Source organism: Nonomuraea sp. NPDC050404 (assembly GCF_040655495.1).
Taxonomy (GTDB): domain Bacteria; phylum Actinomycetota; class Actinomycetes; order Streptosporangiales; family Streptosporangiaceae; genus Nonomuraea.
Genome location: NZ_JBFAKB010000016.1, coordinates 188,643 through 200,749 on the forward strand (window position 1 = coordinate 188,643; position 12,107 = coordinate 200,749).

At 69.3% G+C, this 12,107-nt stretch carries 5 protein-coding genes; 2 read left to right on the plus strand and 3 right to left on the minus strand.

What is annotated here, in order from left to right:
* Positions 1-209 precede the first annotated feature (209 nt).
* The 3 genes from AB0I81_RS38065 to AB0I81_RS38075 all read right to left on the minus strand — a co-directional run bounded on the left by AB0I81_RS38065 (position 210) and on the right by AB0I81_RS38075 (position 8,478).
* The gene (locus tag AB0I81_RS38065; RefSeq protein WP_360667329.1) at positions 210-836 is read right to left on the minus strand and encodes a hypothetical protein; all 627 of its coding nucleotides are present in this window, start codon (positions 834-836) and stop codon (positions 210-212) included.
* A gap of 9 nt (positions 837-845) precedes the next feature.
* Positions 846-7,073 carry a polymorphic toxin-type HINT domain-containing protein gene (locus AB0I81_RS38070; RefSeq protein WP_360667332.1) on the minus strand — a complete coding sequence of 2,076 codons (6,228 nt, stop codon included), beginning with the start codon at positions 7,071-7,073 and terminating at the stop codon, positions 846-848.
* A gap of 673 nt (positions 7,074-7,746) precedes the next feature.
* On the minus strand, positions 7,747-8,478 hold the full coding sequence (locus AB0I81_RS38075; RefSeq protein WP_360667334.1) for an amino acid racemase: 732 nt from the start codon (positions 8,476-8,478) through the stop codon (positions 7,747-7,749).
* Between the two features lie 582 nt (positions 8,479-9,060).
* On the opposite strand from AB0I81_RS38075, the gene AB0I81_RS38080 reads away from it, so the two are divergent.
* Together AB0I81_RS38080 and AB0I81_RS38085 are read left to right on the plus strand one after the other, a co-directional pair.
* Positions 9,061-9,618 carry an XRE family transcriptional regulator gene (locus AB0I81_RS38080; protein ID WP_360667337.1) on the plus strand — a complete coding sequence of 186 codons (558 nt, stop codon included), beginning with the start codon at positions 9,061-9,063 and terminating at the stop codon, positions 9,616-9,618.
* A gap of 867 nt (positions 9,619-10,485) precedes the next feature.
* Entirely contained in the window at positions 10,486-12,060 is a 1,575-nt protein-coding gene (locus AB0I81_RS38085) for an MFS transporter (protein ID WP_360667340.1), read from the plus strand.
* The last annotated feature ends 47 nt before the right edge of the window (positions 12,061-12,107 follow it).

Sequence of the window (12,107 nt, forward strand, 5' to 3'; positions counted from 1 at the left end):
TTGAGGGCAGAGTAGCCCAGCGGTGCCGTACGGGTGAGCATTCGACACGCAGGCCATTTGGCGGCCGAAGGCGGGTCCGTCAGGCGATCAGATGCGCAGTACGGGAGGTCACGCGCGCTGTCGTCGGCCCTATGGCCCACCGGCTGGTCTCGAAGCTCGCCCTGCCCACGCTCGGGCGGGTCAGGGGCTCGGTCCCAGGCTCGGGCGGGTCAGGAGTTGCCGGTGTCCGGGGGTGGCCAGCCGGCGCAGTGGGCGATGAGCTCGGCCACCTCTCGTCTGGCCTCGCCCTTGCGGGCGAGTTCGCGCAGCCGGTCCTCCAGGACGTCGTGCGGGTCGGCCGGGCCGGCGAGGAGGGTGAGGTCGCGGTTGAACCACAGGTCCTCGACGCCGCGCAAAGTGGTCTTGAGGGTGCGCAGCGGAGGAGCGCGGAAGCCGCCCGCCCGGTGGACGATGTCGTCGCAGCAGTTCCAGAAGTTGCCGGCGATGGCGTTGATCCGGGCGAAGCGCGAGCGCGGGTCCGTGGCGTCGGGGGTGGCGACGAGCAGGGCGATGCCGGCGGCGGTGGACTGGTAGTAGGACGGGAGAGCGACGTCGGTCGCCTCCGCGAGGCGGGCGCGCCACTGGCGCAGGGACGTCACCGCGCCGGAGAGGGCGTCGGAGGCAGCGGCTTCGGGGTCGATGACGGGGGCGGGAGCGTCGCAGTGGGAGACGACCGTGCGCAGGTCCGGGAGGAACGGGGTGTGCAGGACGTCGAGGATCGGCAGGAGGCGCGCGAGGCGCAGGGCACCGGAGATGGTGACCCTGCGCCTCGGCGATGGCTGGTCGAACAGTTCCACTAAAAGGACTCACTCACGTCGGGTGAGAACGCGGTACGGGGTGTTGCCGGTGCGGGAGACGCCCGTGCCGAGGCCGATGTTGGTGGTCTCCAGCCCCATGCCCGTTGCCCGCGCGAAGCAGGGCGGGCACATGCGGGTGGAGGACGCCATGGTGACCAGCTCCCACTCGTCGCCCAGGGCGTTCATGATGGTGTCCTCGGCATGGCCGTCGCCCACGATATACCGGGCGTCCATCCTCGGCGAGTTGGCTCCGCGCCACTCGTCCGGGACGCCGCGTTGTTCGGTCGCGACCCAGGTGTCGGTGACCGACGGGTCGTTGACCTTGCGGACGTGTGCCACCGCGACCGTCGCCGTTTCCGGGTCGGCGCGGGTCGCGGCCAGGTCTCTGGCCTGCTTGTACGCCCGTACACAGCCCTGGGTGTTGTGGACCAGGACGGGGGTCGAGGCCGCCAGGACGTGGTAGGTGTGCAGGTCGGCGACGGTGAAGTTGTGCACACGGCTGTGCTGGGTCCACTTCTTGATGGCTGCGACCTGCACGTACGTACCGGCGGAGGTACGCAGCGACATTCCGGGCCGCAACTGGTCGGCCTTGAGCCACTTGCGCAGGCTCTGCACCCAGAACGGGTGGCCGTCGGTGGCCGTCAGCCGCCCGGTCGCCGAGCCCTTGTCGCCGTCGGTGTCGACGGTGACCTCGACCAGCGCCTTGTCACCTTCGCCGAGGATCAGCTTGACCACGGGCTTGGCCGCGCTCTCGCCGGTCTCGGGATCGGTGGCGACCACCTGCTCGCCGAGTTCGACCTGCTCGATGGGCTTGGTGGTGCCGTTGGCCATCAGGACCAGGGTGCCGGCGACGAAGCTGTTGCAGTCCCCCGCTTTGGCCTTGGTCTTGGCCTTGGCCTTGGCGGCCAGGGCTCTGGCCCTTTCCTTGGCCTCCGCGGCGACGCGTTTGGCCTGCGCCTCGGCCGCCGCCTTTGCCGCGGCGGCCTTCTCCGCCGCTTCCCGGGCGGCTTTGGCCGCCGCCGCCTTGGCGGCCTCCGCGGCTCGCGCGGCGCCGGCGAGGATGGACTTGGCCCATTTCAGCTCCTCGAAGAAGCGGATGACGGCCTTGCCCGCGCGCCAGATCGCCTCGATGATCTTCTTGGCCTTGAAGATCTTGCCCCAGGGCAGGGCGCCGACGACCGCCATCACGCAGGCGCCGAGGTCGCCCTTGAGGCAGTTGACGATGTCGTTGATCCCCAGGACCTCCATGAGGATCTGGCCGCCGGCCTCGAGGATCACGTCGAGGATGGTCTTGCTCTGGAGCTGGTGCGCCTGGGCGACCTCCTCGGGGCTGGGGCCGGTCTCGGTCGGGGCTCCGGTCGGGTCTCCGCCGCCGGTGGTCGGGCCCGCGTCGGGCATCATCCCGGTCGGGTCGGTGAAGACCATCGGGTTGTTGCTCGCGTAGGTGTAGGCGGAGGTCTTGACGGTGCCGGTGGGCATGGGATCGGCGCTGGTGAAGCGGCCGGTGCCAGGGTTGTAGTTGCGGTCCTGGAGGAAGTAGTTGCCGGAGCCGGTGCTGTCGTCCTGGTAGGCGCCGGCGAAGCGGAGGGGGTTGGCGGGGGCCTCGGCGTCGGCCTGGGCCGATGGCGAGCCGTCCGATGGCGAGCTGTCCGATGGGAGTTGGGGGTCGGCGGGTGTGGCCTGGGTGAGGGTGGTGCCGACGCGCGGGTTGCCGAACGGGTCGTAGTCGTAGCCCGCCTCGACCTGGCCGGTCGGGGAGAGCATGTTGGCCACGCCGCCGAGCCAGTCGTGGGTGTAGGCGTGCGTGCTTCCCCCGGTCAGCAGGGCCAGCGGCTCGTCGTCGGGTCCGTAGGTGAACCCGCGGCGCTCCACCGTGGTGCCCGCGCCGTTGACCGTGGCGTCGAGCGCGATCTGCGGCTGGCTGCCGTTGACGTCCCAGCTCCAGCGCTGGGTGGTGTCGTTGGCGGTGGCCGACAGGCGCAGCCCGGTCGCGTCGTAGGCGAACGTCGCGGTCTTGCCGTTGACCGTGGCCTTGGCCAGGCTGCTGTCCAGGTTGTACTCGAACCGGTCGGATCCGGCGCGGATCTGGTTGCCGTTGACGTCGTAGGCGTAATCCTTGGACACGACGCTGCCCGGCTTGACCACGGTCTCGCGCTGGAGCTGGTCGGCGGGGTCGTAGACGTAGGTGGTCAGGTCGTTGCCCGCCGTACCGGTGCGCTTCTGGCTGAGGCGGTTGCCGACCAGGTCGTAGGTGTAGTCGATGCGGCCGGCCATCTCCGAGCCGTGCGCGCACGAGGTGGCGGAGTAGCAGGCCGAGGTGATCCGGTCCACTTTGTCGTAGGCGTAGGCGACCGACTCGGTACGCTCGCCGCGCGTGGTGACGGACTTGACCGGGTTGCCGGCCTCGTCGAGCGTCAGATCGAAGGCCGAGACCGGGGCGGCGTCGCCGTCGGCGGTCCTGATCGAGGTGAGCCGGCCCGCGTTGTCGTAGGCGCGCTTCTCGGTCAGCCCGCCGGCGGGCAGCGTGGTGCTGGTGCGGCGGCCGGCCACGTCGTAGGCGAAGTCCCAGGTCCGGATCTCGCCCGCCAGGCCGTCCGCCACGCTCTGCGAGGTCAGGCGGCTGTCGTCGTCGTAACCCGCGGTGACCTTGGTGCCGTCCGGGTAGGTGCGGGAGGTGACGTTGCCCCGCTCGTCGTAGGCGTAGGAGAACTTCTCCTCCGCCAGTCCCACGCTCTTGCGGGTGACCGACAGGATCTGGTCTTCGTTGTCGTAGGCGATGTCGCGTACACCGGTGGGGTCGCCGTAGGCGGTGGTGCGGTCCTTGGAGTCGTAGCCGAAGGTGTAGAGCGGGCCCTTGGAGCCGAGCGCGGCCTGCGTACGGCGGCCCAGGATGTCGTAGGTGTTGGCGATCGTGCGCTCGGCCCGCTCCTCCGGGCCGAGCCACTCCAGCGGGCCTAGCGCGATCGCGGTCAGCGGGTTGCTCTCGGCGTCGTAGGTGATCTCCACCCGGCGCGCCAGCGGGTCGGTCTTGGTGATCAGGCGGCCCGCGTCGTCGTAGGACAGCCCGGTCCGGCGGCCCATCGGATCGCGGATGGCCTCCAGCAGGCCGTCCGGGGCGTAGGAGTAGACGGTCGAGCCGGCCGACGGAATGAGCGGGTTGTACGGCGTCTCCGGCGTGTGCACCGTGGCGAGCTGGTCATCCTCGCGGTAGGTGCGGTGCGTCTTGCGACCCTTGGGGTCGGTCACGGACGTCGGCCGGTTGACCGCGTCGTAGGTGACCGTGGTGGCGTTGCCCAGCGGGTCGATGGTCTTGACCAGGTTGCCCGCCCGGTCGTACTCGTAGCCGGTGGTGAAGTCGGCCGGATCGGCGCCCTCGACGTTGCCGCGCGGCTCGGTCACCGCGACGAGCAGGCCGTCGTCGTCGTACTTCCAGGTCGTGACGCCGCCGACGGCGTTCGTCTCCTTGATCCGGTTGCCGGCCTCGTCGTACTCGGTCTTCGTGGTCTTGCCGGCCGCGTCGGTGATCCCGGTCTGCCGGCCGGCGTCGTCGTAGGCCATCGAGGTGGTACGGCCCAGCGTGTCGGTCACGCCGGTGACCTGGCCGGCGTTGTCGCGCGCGAAGGAGGACTGCTGGCCCAGCTCGTCCACCCGGTTCGTGGTCCGGTCCAGCGGGTCGACCTTGATGTCGCGCTCGGTGAACCCCCCTCCCGGGTACGGTCGGCGCATCCGGATCAGGTTGTCGTCGAAGTCGTAGAAGTAGGTGGTGGTGAAGTCGGCCTTGTTCGCGCCGGGCTCGTTGCCGCGTGGCGAGGTGACCGTCTTCAGCAGGCCCTTGGCGTCGTAGGCGTAGCTGGTGACGATGGGGGCGCGGGTACGCAGTAGCACCTCCACGGTGGCCTGGCGGCCGGCCGCGGTGTAGGTGTAGGCGGTGGTACGGCGCTCGTTGTCGACCTTCTTCAGCAGGCCGTTGGCGAAGTAGACGTAGTTCGTCGTCTGGCCGGTCGGCGTCTGACGGCGCACCAGCCTGCCGGTCTCGTCGTAGCCGCTGCGCCAGGCGCCGAACTTGCCGGGCTCCTGGGTGGCGGTCAGCCGGTCCTGGGCGTCGTAGCCGTACTTTGTGGTGTGGGCGAGCCGGTCGCCGCCCTGGACGGTGCCGCGCGGGTCGGTGGTGGCGATGCGGCGGCCGGTGAGGTCGTAGGCGGTCTCGGTGCGCCGGCCCTCCGGCGAGAGCACCGCCTTGAGCAGGCCCGCGTTCTGGTTGCCCGCCGGGTGGTACTCGTAGCGGGTGACCTTGCCGCGTTGGTCGGTGGTGGAGGTGCGCAGGCCGCGCGCGTCGTACTCGTGCGTGATCGCGTGGCCGTTCGGGTCCTGGCTGCGTACGAGCTCGTTGAACTCGTTGTAGGTGTCCTTCCACACCTTGCCGTTGGCGTCGGTGTGCTCGGTCGGGTTGTTGCGCTCGTCGAAGGTGGTCTGCTCGGAGAAGGTGAACGGCCTGGGCGCGCCGGTACGGATCCGGTTGCCGTTGGCGTCGAAGGTGGCCTCGTGCTGGTGCTGGTTGCCGTTGACCACCAGGTCGCGGTTGAGGTCCCTGTCGTAGCGGTGGTTGTCGGAGTCGCCGGTGGCGCGCTGGGAGTAGACCAGGTTGTTGCCGCGGTAGCCGTCCCAGACGACCACGCCGTCCGGGTCGGTGGTGGCGGCCTCCTGCTTGGTGGCGTCCCAGGTGAAGGCGGTCTGCTTGCCCAGGCCGTCCTTCTGGAAGGTGACCCGGCCGTCCGCGCCGTAGGTGTTGCTGACGGTGGCCACCCGGTGCGGGTCCACGACCTGCGCCAGGAGCTGGTTGGCGTGGTAGGTGTAGGTCCACGGGAAGCCGCGGGCGTCCAGCACCTTGGTCAGCAGGTTGCCGGTGTAGAAGTAGTTGACGTTACGGCCGTCCGGCAGGCTGATCTGCCTGATCAGGCCGCCCTCGACGCGTACCTTCGCCACTCGGCCGGACGCGTCGGTGATCTTGATGCCGGTCGCCTCGTAGGCCAGCGTGAGGCCCACGTCGCGGGCGTTGCGCACCGCCGACAGCCGGCCCTGGGCGTCGAACAGGTAGCGCACCTGGCGCGGCGTGGTCAGCACCCAGCCGTCGCCGGACTTGCGCAGCGTGGAGCGTACGCCGGCCGGCCGCTTGTACGCGCCACCGTCCTGGGGCGTGTAGCGGGCCTGCGCGCCGTCCTCGGCCCGGACGATCGCGACCCCGTCCTGCTCGGTGACGCGCATGTCGTACGACCACGCCCACCCGAGCCCCATCACGCCTGCCCCGCGGTTCATCGAGGAGTAGGTGCGCCCGCTGGCGAACAGCGGGCCGAAGGAGGCCATCGCCAAGTCCTGCTCCGTACGCACGAACGCGCCGGTGCCGGTGTTGACCCCGAGCCCCCGCGCGGCCTGGCCGGCGGCGGTCAGGGCGAGCGCGTTGCCGCAGCCGCACCCCATCGCCTGCTCGTTGGGGATGGGCGGCGGGTCGATCGTCTGCCGGGGCGCCGACGGGTCCGACGGGTCGGAGACGATCTCGTTCCCGCCGTCGAAGACCGCGGCCGCGGTGACGAAGTACTCCTTGCCGGTCTCCAGCACCCAGCCGTCCGCGGTGCCGAACGAGCGGCAGTAGTCACCGGCGCCGCCGCAGGTGAGCCTGTCCCGCTCCAGCTCCGCCCTGGGCACGAGCACCGAGGCCTGCTCGGTGGGCGAGTCCTTCTCGTACAGCCGGACCCTGGCCCCGGTCCAGGACGGGTCGGCCTGTCCCGAGCGGAAGTACAGCGCCAGCGAGGTGTCACCGAGCGCGAAACCGGGCCGCAGCGACAACTCGCTGAAGCTGTTGGGCGCGGTCCGCACGGCCGCGTCCTGCTTCGAGACCGTCTGCTTCGACGCTGTCTGCTTCGAGACTGTCTGCTTCGAGGTGGTCTGCTTCGAGGTGGTCTGCTTCGAGGTGGTCTGCTTTGAGGTGGCCTGCTTTGAGGTGGCCTGGGCGGCCAGTGAGGACCAGCGGCCCTTGTCGGCCTTGACCGGCTCGCCGCCGGCCTTGGTGCCGGGCGGCACCACCGCGGGGCGCTGATCGGGTTTGACCGCGACGTCCGGCCGGATCCCGGCGGGCATCGGCCGGGCGGGCGGCGCGCCGCCCTGGTGCACCTTCGGCACCGGCGGCGGATCTGCCTGCGCGAACGCCGGTGGGGGCGCCGTCAGTAAGGACGCGAGCAGCACCGAGACGAATAAAGGAATTTTAATGCGGGCATGACGACATCGACTTTTGGCGGACATCGCTGGAACCTCCCCCGTGGAGATACCGGTAGCGAAAGAATGGGCTTACCGATTACAGGGGCAGAAAATCACCAGAATCCCGGCCCGGCAAGGTCGTCGTCCCGACGGCCCCCCGCACCGTGGCACGCGGCTGCCTGACCTGGTCGTGCGCTTTCTAGCTGCGACGGGAGATCAATCGAACGTTCCACAGGAAAAAGACCCGATGTATACGGTGACGGCGACGAGAGGTGTGCGGCCAGCGGAAACACGACCAAAGGCCATAACATCGCGATGATGGAAAAGTAGTATGGCCATTCGGGGAACCGGATCCCGTACCCGATGGAAACCACTTGCTCGGGACGGCGGGACTCGAAGAACGCGGTGTCCATGATGCTGTGACCGGACACCCAGTTGCCGCCCGCCCATACCCCTGTTCACCGAAGAGAGCGTCCTTGTCTCAGCACCCTCCGCCCCGCTGGCCACCGTCACCGTGTTCGCCTCCTGTAGGTCGTGGGTCGTGGGGCATACCCCGTGGGTCGTGGTCACGGGTCGTGGGTCGTGGGGCATACACCGTGGGTCGTGGCCACGGGTCGTGGGTGGGGAGCGGCGAGTGAGGGCGGGGACGTTTGAGCTGTGGTTATGGGGTGGTAGGGGAGCCGCCGTACCAGGTAGGGAAGGGGCGTAGGCCGGTTGCTACGTCGTAGGCGGCGGTTGATAGGAGGCGGGTGGAGTCGAGGGTGGGCAGTGGTGAGTCTGCGGGCTTGATCAAGAGGGGAATTTCGGTGCAGACGAGGGCGACGGCGTCGCAGCCTCGGGCGGCCAGGCGCTTGATGATCTCTACGTAGGCGGCGCGTGACTCTGCGGTGAAGATGCCGTTGACCAGTTCGCTGAAGATGATCTCGTTGATCAGCCGGCGGTCTTCCGGGTCCGGTATCTCTGCGGCGATCCCATGGGAGCCGAGGGCGCGTGGGTAGAGGGGGCCGTCCATCGTGTAGGAGGTGCCCAGCACGCCTACGCGTGTGCGGCCGTCGCGGGCGGCCTGTTCGGCGACCACCTCGGCGATGTGCAGGCCGGGCAGGGCGAGGGCTGGACCGGGGCGGCCTAGTGCCAGGTGGGCGGTGTTGTCGGGGCAGATGAAGAAATCCGCGCCTGCTCGGGCCAGTCGGTCCACGCTCACGGCGAGGGTCTTACGTACCGCGTCGTGATCGCCGGTGTCCCAGGCAGGCATGCTGCGGCCGAAGGGGATGTAATCGAGGGTCACGTCGGGATGGTCATGCTCGCCCAGACGTTGGAAGCCCTCCTGACAGAAGGACAGGAAGCTCAGCGCCGCGCCTTCGGTGCTGTGCGCAAGGATTCCCAGGTGTTTCATGCTTTGCGGAGGTGACAACTTGGGCCTCGGGGGTTGGGGTCGGGGATACGGGTGTGCTTGGGTTCGTGCCGTCGCTGCCGTCGCTGCCGTCGCTGCCGTCGCTGCCGTCGCGGTCGTGGCGGTCGTGGAGGTCGTGGAGGTGCCGGCGGTTACGGCGTTGTGGGTGGTTCGGGTGGTGTGAGCGGTTCGTGCCGTTCTCGTTGTTCTTGTTTCTGGCGTCGTTGTCGCCTTTCCTCCCGTTGTGGCTGTACGCCAGAAGCGCTGTCTCGCTGCCGGATGTGGGGAGCGGTGGCGGGCGTGTCGTCTTCCTTCGACCGAGGGCTGGTCTCGGGCAGGTGAGCAGTTTCCGTTCCTCGCGATGCTTGGTGGTTGCGGGTTCGCTGCCCTGAGGTGTTGCTTCTTGGCGGTGGGTGGTGGTGTGGTCGTTGCCGCTGAGCGTTCGACGCTTGTGGGCGGTTGGGGCCGCTCAGATGGGTTGTGCATGCGCCTTCCTCCTGTTCGCCATATCGGAACGCTTGGCCGTTATAATGGACGGCGAACGAGTGTTCGTCAAATCGAACGGAACGACTTGTGGAGCGAACAGTGGCTGGCGACAGACCTCCCTTTGATCGGATAGCGGCGGCGATTCGGCGGGAGCGTGACCGTGCCGGGATGTCGCTGACGGACCTCTCGAAGCGTTCGGGGCTGGCCAAGTCCACGCTGTCCCAGCTCGAATCGGGCACCGGCAATCCGAGTCTGGAGACGCTCTGGGCCCTCGGCGTCGCGCTCGGGGTGCCGTTCAGCCGGTTGGTTGATCCGCCGCGCCCCCTCGTACGGCTGATTCGGGCCGGTGAGGGGGAGGTCGCTCGCTCAGGTCAGGCCGACTATGCCGCGACGCTGCTGGCCTCCAGCCCGCCTGGGGCCCGGCGCGATCTCTACCGGATCGAGGCCCAACCGGGAGAGTCGCGGCGTTCCGAGCCGCATTCGCCGGGCACGGTCGAACATCTGGTCATCGGTGCGGGTCGGGCGCTGGCGGGTCCCGTGGATGAGCCGGTCGAACTGGCGCCCGGCGACTATCTGTCCTACCCGGGTGACGCGCCCCACGTCTTCACCGCCCTAGATCGGGACACTAGCGGAGTGATCGTGATGGAGCACATCTGAGGGGCCGGTTCGCGGCCCTCCTGCACCGAGGGGCCATCTCGGTAAGTGGAGTGGAACGTGGTGCGTGGCGAGTGAGGAGGGGCGCGGAGAGGAGGAAGGAGCAATACCCGGGCTCGGGGAGGGGGAGCGCTGAGCGGGTTCGAGGCTCGGGGAGGGGGAGCGGCGGATGGGGGCTTGGGAGGTGGGACGGTGAGATGGATGCGGAGTGGGAGGCGGACCGGTGGAGTGGGGATTGGCGAGCGGGAGTCGTGAGCGGGGCTTCGTGGGCAGGAGCGTTGGCGGGGGAGAGGCTCGGCACTGGGTCGGGTAGGCGGCGGGGTTTGGGGAGTGGGGAGGCGGAGCGGGGCTTGGGCTCTGGAGGCGAAGCGGGCTTGGGGCCCTGCGGTGGAGAGGCCCTCCGGTGGAAAGGGCTTGAGGCGGAGGGGGCTTGAGGCGGAGGGGGCTTGAGGCGGAGGGGGCTTGAGGCGGAGGGGGCTTGAGGCGGAGGGGGCTTGAGGCGAAGCGGGCTTGGTGCCCTGCGGCGGAGCGGAGCTTGGGCTCTGGATGCGGAGCGGAGCTTGGGCTCTGGATGCGGAGCGGGGCTTGGGGCTCTGGATGCGGAGCGGGCTTGGGGCCCTGAGGGTGGAGCGGGGCTTGGGTTCTGAGGTGGAGCGGGCTTGGGGCCCTGAGGGTGGAGCGGGGCTTGGGTTCTGAGGTGGAGACGGTGAGTGGTGAATAAGGGTTGGGTTTCAACGGGGGTGGGAGTGGTGGATGTGGCAGGGGTGTTTGGTGATGGTGGTGGGTGTTTGTGGAGTTGAGGGTGGGTGAAAGGGGGTTGGGGGTGGGGTGGTGTGAGAGTGCGGGTGGGGCGCTTTTAGCCTGTCCGTTATGAAATATGGCGGGATGCTGGCTGTGCTGCTTTCGGCATGGTTCATGGCGCAGTTCGACTTCTTTGTGGTCAACGTGGCCGCGCCCTCCATCGAACGTGACCTGGACGCCGGCCCCGCCGCTCTGGAACTGATCGTGGCCGGTTACGCCTTCACCTACGCCGCAGGCATGATCACTGGTGGTCGGCTGGGTGACCGCTATGGGTACCGGCGGTTGTTTGTCTGGGGTGTTGTCGCGTTCACGGTTGCTTCGCTGCTGTGTGGGATTGCCGCGAACCCGGCTCAGCTCGTAGCCGCCCGCCTGCTTCAGGGACTGGCCGGTGCCGTTATGGTGCCGCAGGTGCTGGCCACGATTTCGGCCGGCTTTCCGCCGGAGGAGCGGGGACGCGCTCTCGGCTGGTACGGAGCCGCCGGGGGTCTGGGGTCCATCGCCGGTCAGGTGCTTGGCGGGCTGCTGTTGAGTGCCGATGTGCTGGGGCTCGGCTGGCGGGCGATCTTTCTCGTCAACCTGCCCGTCGGCCTGGTGCTGGCACCGCTGGCGGCCCGTCTGCTGCCCGAGCCGTCTCAGCCTTGGGCCCGGGCAGCAGACGGGTCCAAGGTTGAGGCGGCTCGGCTGGTGTCCGGGTCCGAAGCTGAGGCGGCTCGGCTGGTGCCCGGAGCTGAAGCCGAGATGGCCCAGCGGCCCGGTTTGGATTTGGTGGGTGCGGCTGGGCTGGCTGTCGCGCTGGCGCTTGTGCTGGTGCCGCTTGGGCTGGGTAACAGTCTGGGCTGGCCGGTCTGGGCATGGGTCTGTATGGTGGCGGCCGTTCCGGTGTTCGCGCTGACCTGGCGCTGGCAGCGGGTGCTCAGGGCGCGCGGTGGTCAGCCGGTGCTCGACCTGGATCTGCTCAAGGTGCACTCCTACCAGGCGGGGCTGGCGTCGATCGTGGCGTTCATGGCCTACTTCGCCTCGTTCATGTTCACGCTGACGCTGCTGTTGCAGGGCGGGATGGGGCTCACGGCCGTCCAGGCGGGGCTGGTGTTCGCGCCGATGGGCGTGTCGTTCACGCTCACGTCGCTGCTGGGGACGAGCCTGGTCAGAAGGTATGGCCTGGTGGTCGTCCTGATCGGCGGGACGATCACGGCGCTCGGCCTCGGGCTGCTGGTGGCCGTGACCGGGCCGGGCGGAGGGCTGCTGGCGGTCATGACCGGGCCGGGTGGCGGGCTGCCGGCGGTCACGGACGGGGCGGGCGGCGGGGTGCCGTACGTCGTCGCCGCGCTCGTCCTCGTCGGAGCGGGGAACGGTCTGGTTCTGCCGCAGCTCATCGGGGCGGCGCTGGTCGAGGTGGCCCCGCACCAGGCGGGCATCGGCTCCGGCATCCTGAGTACGGCCCAGCAGTTCGCGGGGGCGGGCGGCGTGGCCGTGATCGGGGCGGTGTTCTTCGCCGTCGCCGAGGGAGGGCACCAGGTGACGGCCATGCGCTGGTCGGCGGGCATCGCCCTGGCGCTCGTCCTCGTCGTGATCTCGACCGTGGCCTACAACCGGCGCCGCGCCATCCGACGGGCAGTGCGGTCTGGTGCAGGCGCGCCATTGTGACGGTGCTATGCGGCAGGCAGTGCGGTCCCGTAAGGTCGCGACATTCT